Raw genomic sequence first — 17,104 nt, 5'->3', positions numbered from 1 at the left:
TGTTGGGTCATAGTGCTCCTATAGCGACACTTGATTTGTTTGGTTACGACCTTCATTTCAATTTGTCGAATATTATGATGACTATTATAACAGCCTTAATCGTGTTTCTTATCGCAATACTTTGCACAAGAACACTTGCTTTGAGACCTACCGGAGCCCAGAACTTTATGGAATGGTTGGTTGACTTTGCAAAAGGTATCATTAACAGTACCATGGATTGGCAGACAGGGGGCAGATTCCTTTCATTAGCTCTGACCATACTTATGTATGTGTTCGTAGCAAATATGCTAGGGTTGCCATTTGCAATTATTCTTGGGGATGAACACACTTTATGGTGGAAATCACCGACAGCAGATCCTGTTATTACGCTTAGTCTCGCGGCAATGGTAGTAGCATTGACGCATTATTATGGGATTAAGATGAAAGGTTTCAAGGAATACGGGAAGGACTTCTTCAAACCGATGGCGTTTTTATTCCCACTTAAGATCATTGAAGAATTTGCTAACACATTAACGCTTGGTCTGCGTTTATACGGGAACATCTTTGCAGGGGAAATCTTGCTTGGATTACTTGCGGGACTAGCAGTTAACGGTTATCAAATGGGCTTCATGTCCGGAATCATTGGAACAGTAGTTGCAATTATTCCTATGTTAGCTTGGCAAGCCTTCAGTATTTTCGTTGGTACCATCCAGGCATTTATCTTCACCATGTTAACAATGGTTTATATGGCACACAAAGTGAGTCATGACCATTAATTTATAAATTTTTATTAACCAAAAAAACTTTTCTTAATCATAAGGAGGAAATTATCAATGGGTCTTTTAGCAGCAGCGATTGCAATTGGTTTAGCAGCACTTGGAGCAGGTATTGGTAACGGATTAATCGTAAGTCGTACAGTAGAAGGTATCGCTCGTCAACCTGAGCTTAAATCTACTCTTCAAACTACAATGTTCATCGGGGTAGCACTAGTTGAGGCTGTTCCAATCATCGCAGTAGTTATCGCGTTCATGGTTATCGGTGGTTAATTAACTGCCCGAATAATTCTTATCTTCAATAATGGCGAAGTACGTCTCACACGAGAACCTTCGCCTTTCCTTTAGTATGAACAATTTTTTTAAAAATCTAGCCAAGGTGCCCTTTAGGTGCTTGTGCTTTTCTTATGTATTCCTCGAAGGGAGTGAAAGCATTGTATAGCTTAGATCACTTAGTGCTTGGTGCAGGATCCCTAACTTTAGGAGATGCACTATTCCAGTTAATCACATTTTTAATCTTACTATATTTCCTTAGAAAATTTGCTTGGGATAAGCTTGTTGGAATGATGAAGCAACGTGAAGATCACATTGCAAACGAAATTACAGCAGCTGAACAAAGTAATGTAGAAGCGAAAACTCTTGTAGAAGAGCAAAAGGCTCTTTTAAAAGAAGCTCGCACGGAAGCTCAGGCTTTAGTGGAAAGCGCGAAAAAGATCGCAGAAGATCAAAAAGCAGATATCGTAAGAGCTGCTCAAGAGGAATCTGCACGTCTTAAAGAAGCGGCAAGAAAAGAAATCGTTCAGGAAAAAGAGCAGGCAGTTGTTGCTTTGCGTGAACAGGTTGCATCCTTGTCCGTATTAATCGCTTCTAAAGTGATTGAAAAAGAACTAAACGAAAAAGATCAGCAGAAGCTTATCGATGATTACGTGAAACAGGTAGGCGAAGTGCGATGAGCAAAAACGGAGTAGCAAAGCGTTATGCATTGGCTCTTTTCGAACTGGCTAAAGAAAACAATCTTTATGAGCAGTTTGATGCAGAGCTTGCAGAAGTAAAAAAGGTGTTCTTGAACAACAAGGAACTGGATGTTGTCCTGAGCAACCCGAAAGTACGCAAAGACTCTAAAAAGCAAATCGTCCGTGAGGCATTTGCTTCCGCATCACCATTTATCGTAAACACGTTACAGCTTTTAATAGACCGTCACCGTCAAGGTATCGTCGTGGATATGATTGACGAGTACAAAGCACTTTCTAATGAAGCCCTTAATGTGGCAGACGCGAAAGTGTACTCTGTTCGCGCCTTAACGGACGCAGAACAGGCTGAACTTTCCGCTGTATTTGCAGCAAAAGTTGGAAAGTCTTCTTTAAATATCAGCAATATCGTAGATCCATCTTTAATAGGCGGTTTGAAGATTCGCATCGGCAACCGTATTTTCGATGGAAGTGTTAGTGGAAAATTAGAACGTCTTGGACGTCAACTTACAACGAATAGATAGTAGATAGGGGTGAAATTCATGAGCATCAAAGCTGAAGAAATTAGTGCGCTGATAAAAAAGCAAATCGAAAACTATCAGTCTGAAATCGAAGTTAGCGATGTAGGTACTGTTATCCAAGTTGGGGATGGTATCGCTCGTGCTCATGGTCTCGACAACGTCATGGCTGGAGAGCTAGTTGAATTTTCTAACGGAGTTATGGGTCTTGCCCAAAACTTAGAGGAAAACAACGTCGGTATAGTAATCTTAGGACCTTATACTGAAATCCGCGAAGGCGATGCAGTTCGTCGTACAGGCCGTATCATGGAGGTACCGGTAGGTGAACAACTTATCGGCCGTGTAGTAAACGCATTAGGACAACCAGTTGATGGATTAGGTCCAATCGAAACAAACAAAACTCGTCCAATCGAAGCACAAGCTCCTGGTGTTATGGATCGTAAATCCGTTCATGAGCCACTTCAAACAGGTATCAAAGCGATTGACGCGCTTGTACCAATCGGACGTGGACAACGTGAGTTAATTATCGGAGACCGTCAAACAGGTAAAACATCTGTTGCGATCGATACGATTCTTAACCAAAAAGACCAAGACATGGTATGTATCTACGTTGCCATCGGTCAAAAAGAATCTACTGTTCGTGGAGTAGTAGAAACTCTACGTAAGCACGGTGCACTTGATTACACAATCGTTGTAACGGCATCTGCATCTGCACCAGCTCCAATGCTATTCTTAGCACCTTACACTGGAGTAACAATGGGTGAAGAATTCATGTACAACGGCAAGCACGTTCTAGTTATCTATGATGACTTAACAAAGCAAGCTGCTGCATACCGTGAACTTTCCCTACTATTAAAACGTCCTCCAGGGCGTGAAGCATATCCTGGTGACGTATTCTACCTTCACTCTCGTTTACTAGAGCGTGCAGCGAAACTTAGTGATGCAAAAGGCGCTGGATCTTTAACAGCTTTACCGTTCATCGAAACACAAGCTGGTGACGTATCTGCCTACATCCCGACAAACGTTATCTCCATCACTGATGGACAAATTTTCTTACAATCAGACCTATTCTTCTCTGGTGTTCGTCCTGCGATCAACGCTGGTCTTTCCGTATCTCGTGTAGGAGGATCCGCTCAAATCAAAGCGATGAAGAAGGTATCAGGTACATTACGTCTTGACCTTGCATCTTACCGTGAGCTAGAAGCGTTCGCGCAATTCGGTTCTGACTTAGATAAAGCAACGCAAGCAAAACTTAACCGTGGTGCTCGTACGGTTGAAGTACTTAAGCAAGGCTTGAACAAGCCACTTAAAGTAGAAAAGCAAGTTGCAATCCTTTATGCTCTAACAAAAGGTTTCATCGATGATGTTGCTGTACAAGACGTAACTCGTTTCGAAGACGAAATGCTTACTTGGTTAGAACACAACCGTAAAGAACTTTTAGAAGAAATCCGTACAACTAAAGGATTACCAAGCGACGAAGCGATGGCTGAAGCAATCAATGCATTCAAAAAAACTTTCGTAGCTACTGAAAAGTAATAGATCGACATAGTGAGTTACACCATGTGATGGAGGAACCCGAACCAACCTTCGATTCCTCCTTTCCATGTGTCTAACCACTCTGAATAGGGTTAAAAAGGTGGTGAAATCCTTTGGCATCATTACGCGACATAAAAACGAGAATTACCTCGACGAAGAAGACTAGTCAAATCACAAAAGCCATGCAGATGGTTTCCGCATCGAAACTAAATCGTGCTGAAACAAATGCAAAAGCTTTCAATCCTTATATGGATAAAATCCAAGAGGTTGTGGCAAGTATCGCACTAGGAAGTACCGATGTATCGCATCCAATGCTAGAAAGCCGTCCGGTAAAACGTACTGGCTACATCGTAATCTCCTCTGACCGTGGTCTTGCAGGTGCCTATAACAGTAACATCTTACGTACGGTTCATCAGACGGTTCAAAAACGTCATAAGTCTCAAGATGAATACGCAGTAATTGCCATCGGACGAATCGGCCGCGACTTTTTCAGAAAGCGTAATGTCCCTGTCTTCTCCGAAATTACTGGTCTAGGCGACCAAGTATCCTTCTCAGACATCAAGGATATTGCGAATCGTGCAGTCAGCATGTACGCGGATGGAACGTTTGATGAGTTATACGTGTATTACAACCACTTTGTAAGTGCAATCTCCCAAGAAGTAACAGAGAAGAAGCTTCTTCCTCTTACTGACATTGCACCTACATCCAACAAGATTACATCCTATGAGTTCGAACCTTCCCAAGAAGGTATCCTTGAAGTATTGCTACCGCAATATGCGGAAAGCCTGATCTACGGTGCATTACTAGACGCAAAAGCAAGTGAGCACGCTGCTCGTATGACAGCGATGCAAAGTGCGACAGATAACGCGAAAGAGCTTATCCAAGGCCTTACACTTTCTTACAACCGTGCCCGTCAAGCAGCAATCACTCAAGAGATCACCGAGATTACTGCGGGAGCTTCGGCTTTAGAATAGATGGAAAAGCATAGGTGGCTCGTTCAGCCCCGACAAGCATAAGACGTGTTTACGGAGGAGGTTGTTTTACCTCCACAGTAAAAACGGCTTATGACCTCGAGGGGCTAGCCGCCGGAGCTAGACAGACCGTACTTGAATTAAAATTTTGTAAAAGTAAGTTAGGAGGGAATACGATGAAAGGTCGCGTTACTCAAATCATGGGTCCAGTTGTCGACGTAAAATTCGATAGCGGACATCTTCCTGAAATATACAACGCTCTTCATATTAATCATAAAGCTCGTAGCGGAAATGAAGTAGACATTACTTTAACGCTTGAGGTTGCTCTTCACCTTGGAGACAACACAGTGCGTACAATCGCTATGGCTTCTACAGACGGTGTCGTTCGCGGCATGGAAGTAGAAGATGCTGGTCACCCTATTTCTGTACCAGTAGGTGACGTAACACTTGGTCGTGTTTTCAACGTACTAGGAGAAAACATTGACTTAGATGCTCCAATTCCAGCAGGTTCTCGTCGTGATCCAATTCACCGACAAGCTCCTACATTCGAACAGCTTTCAACAGACGTTGAAATCCTTGAAACTGGTATCAAAGTAGTAGACTTACTTGCTCCTTACATCAAGGGTGGTAAGATCGGTCTATTCGGTGGTGCCGGTGTAGGTAAAACGGTTCTTATCCAAGAATTGATCAACAACATCGCACAAGAGCACGGTGGTATCTCCGTATTCGCAGGTGTTGGTGAGCGTACTCGTGAAGGAAATGACCTTTACCACGAGATGACGGATTCTGGCGTTATCAAGAAAACTGCCATGGTATTCGGACAAATGAACGAGCCGCCTGGAGCACGTATGCGTGTTGCACTAACAGGTCTTACAATGGCTGAATTCTTCCGTGATGACCAAGGACAAGACGTTCTATTCTTCATGGACAACATCTTCCGTTTCACACAAGCAGGTTCTGAGGTATCTGCCCTACTAGGCCGTATGCCATCTGCCGTTGGTTACCAACCAACTCTTGCTACTGAAATGGGTCAATTACAAGAGCGTATCACGTCTACATCTGTAGGTTCTGTAACGTCTATCCAAGCGATCTACGTTCCTGCCGATGACTACACGGATCCGGCTCCAGCAACAACTTTCGCTCACTTGGATGCAACAACTAACCTTGAGCGTAAACTTTCTGAGATGGGTATTTATCCAGCGGTTGACCCTCTAGCTTCCACTTCCCGTGCATTAGCACCAGAAGTAGTTGGAGACGACCACTACGCAGTAGCGCGTGAAGTGCAATCAACTTTACAACGTTACAAAGAACTACAAGATATCATTGCTATCTTAGGTATGGATGAGTTAACGGATGAGGATAAATTAACCGTTCACCGTGCTCGTCGTATCCAGTTCTTCTTATCTCAAAACTTCCACGTAGCCGAGCAGTTCACTGGACAAAAAGGTTCTTACGTTCCTGTTCAGGAAACTGTAAAAGGATTCAGAGAAATCCTTGACGGCAAATACGACCACCTTCCTGAAGATGCATTCCGTCTAGTTGGACGCATCGAAGAAGTAGTGGAAAAAGCGAAGCAAATGGGTGTAGAAGTTTAATTAAAGGGACCTAGGAGGGAATGAAATGAAGACATTAAAAGTCAGCGTAGTTACTCCCGATGGCCCGGTTTATGAATCAGACGTAGAAATGGTAGTAGCCCGTGCTCAAAGCGGTGAGCTAGGAGTTCTACCAGGACATATCCCGATGGTTGCTCCACTCCAAATCGGCGGCGTGCGTATGAAAAAAGACGGCAAAACCGAACAAGTGGCAGTAAACGGAGGCTTCCTAGAAGTGCGTCCTGATAAAGTAACGATCCTTGCCCAAACTGCAGAAGCAGCTGAGCAAATCGATCTTACACGTGCAGAAGAAGCAAAAAAACGCGCCGAGCAACGACTACAGTCCAAAAAAGACGACGTCGACTACCGCCGCGCTGAACTTGCCCTTCAACGCGCAATCAACCGCATCAACGTAGCCAAAAGAGGGTAACAATACCCTGTAAATAAAAGAATGTGAAAACCCCCTCTCTTCAGAGCAGACGTGCTTTGGAGGGAGGGGGTTTTTTGTTTGTTTGTGTTTTTGTTTGTTTGTTGCTTTAAAGAGATGAAGAGGGGTCTGACCCGCTGTGCGGTGATGCGTTAAAGTTAAGCAGTCTCACGCACAGAGGTGGACTGGTGAGTAAAGGATGATTGTTGTCGAATGAACGAGGGGTGTGTCGATTTATTGATATAGAATAAGTTTTTCTTGATATAATTCAAGTTTTATTGATAAACGCTCCTGATTTCTCGATAAATCCGGATTTTTCTTGATATAATCTGATTTTTATTGATATCGGAAAGTCCAATTACCTAAAATAGGGGTCTGACCCGCTGTGCGGTGATGCGTTAAAGGATATATACCTTCAAACCTCTTATAATGGATATATTGCTTTTACAATGGATAAAAGTCCCTTAACAATGGTTAAATGGAATTTAGGATGGATATAAATTTTTTACAATGGATAAAGCCACTTTAACAATGGATAAGTTGGTTAAAAGTATTTTAATCGCACGAAATGTTCGTAAATTATAACGATTTTTAACCGTTTCATGTGTACCTCGCTCTAAAACTCAACCCCCATTTACCTACTTTCCAATAAAACCCGCCTGCAGTAGCTCCCATTTCAAGTGTTCCAGCAGTAACCAAGTACGCTCTTAATAAAAACAAGGTAATTTTCTTTTGAACTTTTAACAAAACGCCTCCACTGATCCCAAATAACAAAACTTCACCCTTCACGAAAACAATTCCCTTCGCCTCCCTAAAAACAATAGCCATAATAAGGATATCTCCTGTCGACACCGATATGGGTATTTGATATAATTGTTATCGGTTACAATTTTAAATATTGTGAGCAGTCTGAAAATGAAGAGAGACTTCGGAGGGGGCGGGCATGAATCTACTAAACTTATATCAAAATAACTATTTGATAGTGGTTGTATTCTTGGCTCTAGGGGTATTACTTCCGGTCGTGGCGCTTGCTATTGGACGTGTTTTGCGTCCGAATAAGCCATCAGCTGCCAAGCAGACGACCTATGAAAGTGGAATTGATCCCTTTCATGATTCACGTGTTCAGTTTAATGTTCGTTATTACATATTTGCCCTTCTATTTGTCATTTTCGATGTGGAGACCGTTTTTCTGTATCCATGGGCAGTGGCATATGAGAAATTGGGGATATTTGCACTAATTGAAATGCTTATTTTCGTCGTTTTATTACTGATCGGATTAATATACGCATGGAAGAAGAAGGTGTTGAAATGGATCTAAATCTAGAGAGTATCTCACCAGAGGAAATGGAAGAGCTGAAACAAACAGTCTTCCTGACAACATTGGAGGAGCTGAAAGCATGGGCCCGCAGCAATTCTATGTGGCCGATGACATTCGGTCTTGCTTGCTGTGCGATCGAAATGATGGGTGTTGGCTCGTCCCACTATGACCTCGACCGCTTTGGGTCCTTTTTTCGTACATCACCGCGTCAATCCGACTGTATGATTGTGTCTGGTACTGTGACGAAAAAAATGGCACCCGTGTTGAAGCGCTTGTATGATCAAATGCCTGAGCCTAAATGGGTTATTGCGATGGGGTCCTGTGCGACCGCGGGCGGTCCATATATTAAATCCTATGCCGTTGTAAAAGGTGTGGACCAAATTGTACCTGTAGATGTGTACATACCTGGATGCCCACCAAATCCAGCGGCTCTTATTTATGGAATCAACAAGCTCCGCGAAAAAATTCGTTATGAAGCCAAGACAGGGAAGCAGGTGATCTAGCAGTGAGCGATGAGAAAAGCCTGGAAGAAAAAAAGAAGGAGGCCGCAGCCAAAGCAAAAGCTGCTGCACTTGCAAAACTAGAAGCGAAAAAGAAAATGGAAGCAAAGGCTTCTGAAGATAAAGAAGAGGCACCACCTATCGAAACACCGGCTAGTGATGACGCCAAAGAACTAGCAAAAAAGAAAGCCGCCGCAGCAGCTAAAGCGAAAGCCGCTGCACTCGCAAAACAAAAAGCGAAAGAACAGGCGTCAACTGAAGCCGAAACAATAGAAACAACAGATGACGCCAAAGAACTAGCAAAAAAGAAAGCCGCCGCAGCAGCTAAAGCGAAGGCTGCTGCACTAGCAAAACAAAAAGCGAAAGAACAGGCGTCAACTGAAGCCGAAACAATAGAAACAACAGATGACGCCAAAGAACTAGCAAAAAAGAAAGCCGCCGCAGCAGCTAAAGCAAAAGCCGCTGCACTCGCAAAACAAAAACGCGACGCAGGCGAAGCACCAGCAGCCGATGGCGACGATGCCAAGGCCAAAGCCATCGCAGCCGCAAAAGCAAAAGCAGCAGCTGCAGCCAAGGCCAAAGCCGCAGCACTAGCCAAACAACAACGAGACGGAGAGGCATCAGCCGATACAGACCCTGCCTCCTCAGACCTCCAAGATGAAAAAGCAAAAGCTATCGCAGCAGCCAAAGCAAAAGCAAAGGCCGCCGCAGCAGCCAAAGCGAAAGCCGCAGCAAATGCCAAAGGAGCAGCATCCGTCACACCCGCCGACGCAACAGCATCAGATACACCATCACCAAACCAGAAATATCTCGATAAATACGTAAAAGTAATCAACGACAACCTCGGAGAAAACACTTTGGAAGCCGCATATATTAACAGGCTGTCCAAAGATGTTCCGACGCTTGTTGCGAAACCGGAGAACTATTTTAAAGTGGCATCATTCCTGCGTTATAACGAGCAGCTGACGTTTGAATTCCTATCGGAAATGCACGGCACAGACTTTGAAACGCATATGGAGATCTATAATCACTTATACTCTTATAAAAACAAGCAGTCTGTTGCCCTAAAGGTAAAAATAGATCGGGAAAATCCTGTCATCCCGTCCATCCAGCCCATTTGGGAAGGGGCAAACTGGCCAGAGAGGGAGACATACGATCTTCTTGGCATTCAATTTACAGGGCATCCGAATTTGACGCGCATTATGATGCCAGATGATTGGGTCGGTTATCCACTGCGAAAAGATTATGAGCCGTACGATGTGGAGGTGTAGCAGATGATTCGTACAGAGGAGATGCTACTGAATGTCGGACCACAGCATCCGAGTACCCACGGGGTGTTCCGACTCGTCATAAAAATCGATGGAGAGATCATCAAGGAAGCGACACCGGTCATTGGATACCTTCACCGCGGTACCGAAAAGCTTGCGGAGAACCTACAATACACGCAAATTATCCCGTACACCGACCGGATGGATTACCTTTCCGCCATGACCAACAACTATGTTATCTGTCACGCGGTGGAAACGATGATGGGCCTTGAGATTCCAGACCGCGCGGAATACCTTCGCGTGCTTGCGATGGAGCTTGGGCGTGTGGCCAGTCACTTAGTTTGGTATGGTACATATTTACTTGATATCGGGGCGGTAAGTCCGTTCCTATATGCGTTCCGTGAACGCGAAATGATTATCAATCTATTAAATGAGCTGTCAGGAGCCCGACTAACTTTCAACTACATGCGAGTTGGAGGCGTAAAGTGGGATGCACCTGAGGGTTGGATTAAAAAAGTAGAAGAATTTGTTCCATATATGAGGGAGCAGCTGAAGGGCTACCATGACCTTGTGACAGGCAATGAAATTTTCATGAGCCGTGTGAAAGGGGTTGGCCGTTACACGAAGGAGGATGCGTTTGCGTACTCCCTGAGTGGCGCGAACCTCAGATGTACCGGAGTGAAGTGGGATCTTCGTAAAGATGAGCCATACTCCATCTATGATCGCTTTGACTTTGACGTTCCAACACGTGAAGGTGGAGATGCGTGGGCGCGTTACCACTGCCGCATGGAGGAAATTGAAGAGTCCCTGAAGATCATTGAACAAGCTGTTGAACAATTCCCGGAAGAAGGCGAGATCATGGCAAAAGTGCCAAGAATCATCAAGGCGCCAAAGGGAGAGGCATATGTGCGCATCGAATCCCCGCGTGGAGAGATTGGCTGCTACATTGCCAGTGACGGAAAAAAAGAACCATATCGCTTAAAATTCCGCCGTCCGTCTTTTTACAATCTGCAGATCTTACCGAAACTTTTAGAAGGCGAAAACATGGCAAACCTGATCGCCATTTTAGGGGCAATTGATATTGTCCTCGGGGAGGTGGATGGCTAATGATGGAGAGCTTACTGCATTCATCACCATCCTGGACGAACTTTTTCATCTTTTTCGGATTGGCAACGGCACTGCTCCTTGCCGTCCTTGGCTTTGTAACGTACGGAATCCTTGCAGAGCGTAAAGTAATGGGCTTCATGCAAGGACGTATGGGACCGAATCAGGTTGGGGGCTCATGGGGCTTGCTCCAAACAGTAGCCGACGTGTTGAAGCTTCTTATAAAAGAAGACACGATCCCGAAACTCGCAGATCGACCGTTATACATTATCGCACCAGTTATCGCCTTCACACCGGCGTTCATGGTGCTTGCCACCATCCCATTCACCGACCGCTTTCAATTTGCGGATATTGGGGTCGGCTTGCTCTACTACATTGCCATTTCCGGCATCACAACAGTCGGCGTCGTAGCGGCAGGATGGGCTTCTAACAACAAGTACTCGTTACTAGGAGGAATGCGTGCCGCAGCACAAATGATTTCCTATGAAGTGCCACTTGTCATGTCGGTAATCGGGGTTGTCCTCTTGGCAGGCAGCCTGAACTTAAACGAAATCGTTGCAGCACAAGGCGAAACATTCTGGTTCATCATCCTTCAGCCGGTCGGGTTTTTAATTTTCGTGATAGCATCTGTCGCAGAGTTGAACCGTACACCATTTGACTTGCCAGAAGCAGAATCCGAGCTTGTCGCGGGTTACCATGTCGAATACTCCGGCTTCCGCTGGGCATTCTTCATGCTAGCAGAATATGTGTACCTGTTCGCCATGGCTTCACTTACAACCGTCCTGTTCCTAGGCGGATGGCTGCCACCATTCGAGTTCCTCGGATTCATCCCGGGTGCCGTCTGGTTCGCACTAAAATTCAGCGTAGTCGTATTCGTGCTCATCTGGATTCGTGTCACCTTCCCGCGTCTGCGCGCAGACCAATTGATGGAGTTTGGCTGGAAGGTACTGTTGCCAGTAGCACTAGCGAATATCTTTTTCTCAGCGATTATGAAGGAATTGTTTTTCAAATAGGGGGAAGAGTTTTGGGCAACAAATATGGGAATCGCCCGTATTTTCAAAAAGTCGCCCGAAACCAACGGGAAATCGCCCGATTCCCATATAGCTACTATGACCATTAGTCTCTTAATAAAAGTAACGGAAGAATAGGGGTGAAGCGAAATGCGCGGTCTTGCAAAAGGTTTAAAATATACCCTACAAAACTTAACGAAGAAAAAAGTGACCTATGATTATCCAAACGAACCGCTTCCACTACCGGACCGGTTCCGCGGCATCCAGAAATTTTACCCGGAAAAGTGCATCGTCTGCAACCAGTGCTCCAACATCTGTCCAACAGACTGCATCGACCTTACCGGAAAAAAACACCCGGATCCAACCAAAAAAGGGAAAATCATCGACACATACGATATCAATTTTGAAATTTGCATCCTCTGCGACCTTTGCACAGAAGTCTGTCCGACAGAGGCCATCATCATGACCAACAACTTTGAGCTTGCCGAATACAGCCGGGATCGACTTTTCAAAGACCTGCAATGGCTCGATGAAAACGATACGAACATCAGAAGGGAGAATAAAGCATGACGATAACCGGTGAATTTATCGCATTTCTTTTCCTAGCAATCGCTGCGATCGCCGGTGGAGTGCTTATGCTAAACCTGACAAAGGTCGTTCACATGGTTGTAGCCCTTGTGTTCACCTTCATCAGCATCGCCGGCATCTATGTCATGCTCTCCGCTGAATTCGTAGCGGCCGTACAAATACTCATCTATTCTGGTGCCATCACCATCATCATGCTGTTCGGAATTATGCTGACCCGCCACAATGACGAGTCCGAAACATCCGGCCTTGGCCGAAAAATACTCGTTGGCGCAGGGGTTCTCGGTTTTGCAGCAGTCATGTACTTCGGATTGTACAGCCTTGACCTTGGCTCTCAAGAATCACCCGACCTGCATGTGAACAACACCGAACAGATTGGTATAGCCATCTATTCAAAATACGTCATTCCATTTGAATTGACCTCCGTAATCCTGCTTGTCGCACTAGTCGGAGCAATCATTTTGGCAAGACGAGATGACGAAGACGCAGACGCTTTAAAAGAGGAGGCGACCAAGGAATGAGCGGAGTTCCATTATCAGCCTACCTGGTATTAGCACTTATTCTATTCTGTATCGGACTTTACGGGGCGCTCACCAAACGCAACACGGTCATCGTCCTGATCTGTATCGAACTCATGCTGAACGCCGTCAACATTAACCTTGTCGCATTCAGCAAATTCGGCATCGGACCATCCATCACAGGGCAAGTATTCTCCCTGTTCACCATCACCGTCGCAGCAGCAGAAGCCGCAGTAGGTCTGGCTATCCTCATAGCCCTCTACCGCAACCGCCGCACCGTCAACATCGACGAAATGAATACGTTGAAGAACTAAGTCCTAGCAGATGATTCTAGCCTAGTGCAAAACACAGATCAGTATTTTTATCAAAAAGCTACTATGAATATAATTCCAGTTCCCCCTGATGATTGGAGTGCAAGGTGTGAGACTCCTGCGGGGGAGTAACGGTTGGTTGAGACCCCGCAACGAAGTGAGGAGGCTCAAGCACCGTCCCGCGGAAAGCGAACACGTGGAACGGAAATCAACAGGGAGTTATCGAATTACCAAACTAAATTCTACCTCCGCAACCAGCTTGCACAAAAACGCAGCCACCAAACACAAAGCTGCGTAAAAGAAGGGGACTTGATACGATGATGGAGAATGCCTGGATCATCCCGCTTTTTCCGCTGATCTCCTTTATCCTGTTACTGCTTGTCGGCAAAAGAATGAAAGAATCGAGCGCATTCCTCGGAATCGCACTCATCGCTCTATCACTCATCTTTTCCCTCACAGCACTATGGGAGCGGTTTTCAGCACCAACCTTCAAAGCCACAATCGACTGGCTCCAAATAGGAGACGTCGTACTGACGGCGGGATATGAAGTCAATCAATTAAATGCCTTGATGCTTGTCGTAGTATCACTTGTCAGCTTACTCGTACATATTTATTCCAAAGGATACATACACGGAGACGACCGTTTCCATGTATTCTACGCCTATCTTGGCCTATTTACCTTTGCCATGTTGGCACTTGTCATGTCACCGAACCTGCTTCAGCTCTACATTTTCTGGGAGCTTGTTGGAGTAGGATCATTCTTGCTCATCGGGTTCTATTTTTATAAAAATGAAGCAAAAGCCGCTGCCAAAAAAGCGTTCATCATGACGCGTATTGGGGATGTAGGATTATTCATCGGGATTATCCTATTATTCTGGCAGGTCGGAAGCTTCGAATACGATGTTATTTTTGAAGCAGTGAATGCAGGAGCAATATCGGCTGGAATGCTAACCCTCATTGCCATCCTTATTTTCATCGGAGCAATGGGGAAATCCGGTCAATTTCCACTACATTCCTGGTTACCTGACGCGATGGAAGGTCCAACACCAGTGTCTGCTCTCATTCACGCCGCAACGATGGTTGCAGCAGGGGTGTACTTAGTGGCAAGCCTGTTTCCACTATTCAATGCGAGTGAAACAGCGCTGATGACCGTCGCAATCGTTGGTGCATTCACGGCCATTTTTGCAGCGTCCATCGGCCTTGTACAAAAAGATATTAAGAGAGTACTAGCCTATTCTACCGTCAGTCAGCTCGGCTTCATGATGCTTGCACTCGGATCTGCAGGCTATGTGGCAGGAGTTTTCCATCTCACCACACACGCATTCTTCAAAGCCTTGCTGTTTCTTGCAGCAGGAAGCGTGATCCATGCCGTCCACACACAAAACATCGACGAGATGGGTGGACTTTGGAAAAAAATGCGCACTACTGGAATCTTATTTTTAATTGGAACCCTTGCGATCACAGGTGTTCCATTGTTCTCCGGATTCTTCAGTAAAGAGGAAATCCTCCTTGCTGCCTGGGTGAATGGAAATCCTTTTCTTTTCTTACTAGCACTGATTGCCGCATTTTTCACTGCATTCTATATGTTCCGCCTGTTCTTCCTGGTTTTCACAGGCGAAGCACGCGGGGACCAGCGTCATGTTCATGAATCACCGTCCGTCATGACCATTCCGATGATCGTGCTTGGCGTCCTTGCAGTCGTGGCCGGTTACATGAACACCCCTTGGTTTGGCCATTTTCTCGGAGACTGGCTGACAGAAGGGACCACTATGTATGGACCATCCCATATTGAGGGACCAAAATGGATCATGGCAGCTGCCATTCTTGTATCAGTTGCCGGAATTGGAATCGCCTACCTGATTTACTACCGCCGCTCGATTGCGCGCGAAACATTCAGTCAAGGCGCACCGTATCTTTACAGCATTTTACGCAACAAATACTTCGTCGATGAAATCTACAATATGACATTCATCTACGGAACTAGAGTAATTAGCCTGTTCCTGAAGTACATCGACGAGTTCCTTGTCCACGGAACGATGAAGGGGATTGCCGCGGCATCTCAACAAATCGGTAGATTAGGAGCGAAAGTACAGAACGGCCAAACCCAGACATACGGCGCAGTAGCGTTTGTCGGACTCGCCATTCTCATCATCATTTTCGTCTTCACAGGGGGGTACATCGGATGAACAGCCTATTTCTGACAGCCTTAATCTTTGCCCCTCTTTTAGGTATTTTGGTTCTTCTTTTTACACCAAAAACAAACGTGGAAGCCATCAAAATGGTGGGGTTCCTAGCAACCTTGCCGTCCTTGATTCTCGCGGTGATCGCGTTCTGGCAATACAAAGCGGGAGCGGGACTTGAGCAGTACGCGGTGAAACTGGAGTGGATCACTTTTGGTAACAAAGATCTGACCAAAGAAATTTACGGAGCTCAAGTATACCAGCCGATTTCTTTCGAGCTTGGTATCAATGGCTTCTCGCTTGTCATGATTTTACTGACGGCAGTGCTCTCGACCCTTGCAGCAATTGCAAGCATCCATGTAAAAAAAGAATGGAAAGGTTACTTCATTCTCTTTCTTCTTTTACAAATCGGAATGCTTGGGGTCTTTGTAGCGGAAAACCTGCTCTTATTCTTCTTTTTCTTTGAGCTTACCTTAATCCCAATGTTCTTCCTCATCGGTAAGTGGGGTTATTTTGAAAAAGAAAGTGCAGCATACCGATTCCTTATCTACAACGGACTTGGTTCTGCCATTCTATTAATCGTTTTTGTTGTCCTTTTCACCAAAACAGGAACGATGAATATCGCCGAAATCACGGCTATGTTCACCGGCAACAGCGATGCCATGTTCCTTGGCAAAGTTTCAGATGACCTACGCATGGGATTGCTCCTTGCATTGCTTGTGGCATTCGGTATCAAGTTACCGATCGTCCCGCTTCACAGCTGGATGCTGAAGGTCCACGTGCAAGCACCGCCATCCATCGTTATGTTGCATGCCGGCGTTCTTTTAAAAATAGGGGCATTCGGTCTCATCCGTTTCGGCGTTGGAATTTTCCCGGAACAATTCGACCAACTCGCTTTCATTCTAGCAATCTTGGGAGTTGTGAACCTCCTTTACGGAGCGTTCCTCGCACTCATCCAAACAGATTTCAAAATGGTGCTGGCCTACTCCAGTATCTCGCATATGGGAATCGTCCTGATCGGGCTTGCGGCCCTGAACGAAGCGGGAATCCAAGGCGCGATCTTCCAGGTAGTCTCCCACGGATTCATCGCAGCACTCTTGTTCTTTTTAATCGGAGTGATGTATGAACGCACAGGAACGACAGAAATTGGCAAGCTTGGCGGTCTCGCAAAAGCAATGCCACTTACAGCCGGCTTCTTCCTAGTTGCCGCCATGGCCTCACTCGGCTTGCCTGGCATGTCTGGATTTGTCAGCGAATTCCTTGCCTTCATGGGACTTTTCCATGACATGCCAGTGGTCGCAGCAGTCGGAACACTCGGAATCATTTTAACAGCGGCATACCTGTTGCGAGCAGTGCTCGGCATGACTTTTGGCACGAAAGCGGCAGGATATAGCGAGAAAGTAGTGGACCTGCGCGGTATTGAATTTGTTCCCGTATTTGCCATGCTATTCTTCATCATCCTGATCGGAGTATACCCTAGCATTCTCGCACAACCGCTGCAAGACACCATTAACGCCATTATTTTAGGGATAGGGGGGTGAACAGG

The 17,104-nt window shown here is 45.5% G+C and carries 19 protein-coding genes; 18 read left to right on the top strand and 1 reads right to left on the bottom strand.

Going from position 1 to position 17,104, the window contains the following annotated elements; genetic code table 11:
• Positions 1-2: 2 nt before the first annotated feature.
• The 8 genes from atpB to AAV98_RS05745 all read left to right on the top strand — a co-directional run bounded on the left by atpB (position 3) and on the right by AAV98_RS05745 (position 6,767).
• Positions 3-755, top strand: coding sequence for a F0F1 ATP synthase subunit A (atpB, locus tag AAV98_RS05780; protein WP_060664616.1), 753 nt, complete (start codon positions 3-5; stop codon positions 753-755).
• Positions 756-812: 57 nt separating this feature from the next.
• Positions 813-1,025, top strand: a complete 213-nt coding sequence (gene atpE, locus AAV98_RS05775; protein WP_060664615.1) for a F0F1 ATP synthase subunit C — start codon at positions 813-815, stop codon at positions 1,023-1,025.
• Positions 1,026-1,159: 134 nt separating this feature from the next.
• Positions 1,160-1,705 (top strand): F0F1 ATP synthase subunit B, encoded by a 546-nt coding sequence (gene atpF, locus AAV98_RS05770; RefSeq protein ID WP_060664614.1) that lies wholly within the window; start codon positions 1,160-1,162, stop codon positions 1,703-1,705.
• The gene (locus tag AAV98_RS05765) at positions 1,702-2,244 is read left to right on the top strand and encodes a F0F1 ATP synthase subunit delta (protein WP_060664613.1); all 543 of its coding nucleotides are present in this window, start codon (positions 1,702-1,704) and stop codon (positions 2,242-2,244) included. The genes atpF and AAV98_RS05765 overlap by 4 nt, the downstream gene beginning before the upstream one ends.
• Before the next feature lie 18 nt (positions 2,245-2,262).
• The gene (gene atpA / locus AAV98_RS05760; RefSeq protein ID WP_060664612.1) at positions 2,263-3,774 is read left to right on the top strand and encodes a F0F1 ATP synthase subunit alpha; all 1,512 of its coding nucleotides are present in this window, start codon (positions 2,263-2,265) and stop codon (positions 3,772-3,774) included.
• 113 nt (positions 3,775-3,887) lie between these two features.
• Positions 3,888-4,748 carry a F0F1 ATP synthase subunit gamma gene (locus AAV98_RS05755; RefSeq protein WP_060664611.1) on the top strand — a complete coding sequence of 287 codons (861 nt, stop codon included), beginning with the start codon at positions 3,888-3,890 and terminating at the stop codon, positions 4,746-4,748.
• A 173-nt stretch (positions 4,749-4,921) separates the two neighbouring features.
• Positions 4,922-6,340, top strand: a complete 1,419-nt coding sequence (gene atpD, locus AAV98_RS05750; protein ID WP_060664610.1) for a F0F1 ATP synthase subunit beta — start codon at positions 4,922-4,924, stop codon at positions 6,338-6,340.
• 25 nt (positions 6,341-6,365) lie between these two features.
• Complete coding sequence (locus tag AAV98_RS05745; protein ID WP_060664609.1) at positions 6,366-6,767, top strand: F0F1 ATP synthase subunit epsilon; 402 nt, start codon at positions 6,366-6,368, stop codon at positions 6,765-6,767.
• Positions 6,768-7,364: 597 nt separating this feature from the next.
• Here AAV98_RS05745 and AAV98_RS05740 read toward each other — a convergent pair.
• The gene (locus AAV98_RS05740; protein WP_060664608.1) at positions 7,365-7,592 is read right to left on the bottom strand and encodes a hypothetical protein; all 228 of its coding nucleotides are present in this window, start codon (positions 7,590-7,592) and stop codon (positions 7,365-7,367) included.
• Between the two features lie 115 nt (positions 7,593-7,707).
• On the opposite strand from AAV98_RS05740, the gene AAV98_RS05735 reads away from it, so the two are divergent.
• The 10 genes from AAV98_RS05735 (at position 7,708) to AAV98_RS05685 (ending at position 17,099) form a co-directional block, all read left to right on the top strand.
• Entirely contained in the window at positions 7,708-8,082 is a 375-nt protein-coding gene (locus tag AAV98_RS05735) for an NADH-quinone oxidoreductase subunit A (protein WP_010200369.1), read from the top strand.
• Positions 8,073-8,585: a NuoB/complex I 20 kDa subunit family protein gene (locus tag AAV98_RS05730; protein WP_010200368.1), complete on the top strand. Its 513-nt coding sequence runs from the start codon at positions 8,073-8,075 to the stop codon at positions 8,583-8,585. Before AAV98_RS05735 ends, AAV98_RS05730 begins: the two co-directional genes overlap by 10 nt.
• 2 nt (positions 8,586-8,587) lie before the next feature.
• On the top strand, positions 8,588-9,853 hold the full coding sequence (locus tag AAV98_RS05725; protein ID WP_060664607.1) for an NADH-quinone oxidoreductase subunit C: 1,266 nt from the start codon (positions 8,588-8,590) through the stop codon (positions 9,851-9,853).
• A gap of 3 nt (positions 9,854-9,856) precedes the next feature.
• Positions 9,857-10,957, top strand: coding sequence for an NADH-quinone oxidoreductase subunit D (locus AAV98_RS05720; protein ID WP_060664606.1), 1,101 nt, complete (start codon positions 9,857-9,859; stop codon positions 10,955-10,957).
• Positions 10,957-11,967: an NADH-quinone oxidoreductase subunit NuoH gene (nuoH, locus tag AAV98_RS05715; protein WP_060664605.1), complete on the top strand. Its 1,011-nt coding sequence runs from the start codon at positions 10,957-10,959 to the stop codon at positions 11,965-11,967. Before AAV98_RS05720 ends, nuoH begins: the two co-directional genes overlap by 1 nt.
• 147 nt (positions 11,968-12,114) lie before the next feature.
• Positions 12,115-12,534 (top strand): NADH-quinone oxidoreductase subunit NuoI, encoded by a 420-nt coding sequence (gene nuoI, locus AAV98_RS05710; protein ID WP_060664604.1) that lies wholly within the window; start codon positions 12,115-12,117, stop codon positions 12,532-12,534.
• Positions 12,531-13,070, top strand: coding sequence for an NADH-quinone oxidoreductase subunit J (locus tag AAV98_RS05705; RefSeq protein WP_060664603.1), 540 nt, complete (start codon positions 12,531-12,533; stop codon positions 13,068-13,070). Before nuoI ends, AAV98_RS05705 begins: the two co-directional genes overlap by 4 nt.
• A complete protein-coding gene (gene nuoK / locus AAV98_RS05700) occupies positions 13,067-13,381 on the top strand; it encodes an NADH-quinone oxidoreductase subunit NuoK (RefSeq protein WP_060664602.1) in 315 nt (104 codons plus the stop codon). The genes AAV98_RS05705 and nuoK overlap by 4 nt, the downstream gene beginning before the upstream one ends.
• A 314-nt stretch (positions 13,382-13,695) precedes the next feature.
• On the top strand, positions 13,696-15,564 hold the full coding sequence (nuoL, locus tag AAV98_RS05690) for an NADH-quinone oxidoreductase subunit L (protein ID WP_060664600.1): 1,869 nt from the start codon (positions 13,696-13,698) through the stop codon (positions 15,562-15,564).
• A complete protein-coding gene (locus tag AAV98_RS05685) occupies positions 15,561-17,099 on the top strand; it encodes a complex I subunit 4 family protein (protein ID WP_060664599.1) in 1,539 nt (512 codons plus the stop codon). Before nuoL ends, AAV98_RS05685 begins: the two co-directional genes overlap by 4 nt.
• Positions 17,100-17,104 lie beyond the last annotated feature (5 nt).

The organism is Bacillus sp. CHD6a, assembly GCF_001293645.1.
GTDB lineage: Bacteria > Bacillota > Bacilli > Bacillales > Bacillaceae_I > Sutcliffiella_A.
Note: the sequence above shows the minus strand (reverse complement) of the source record. Positions and strands in the feature narration are given on the sequence as shown.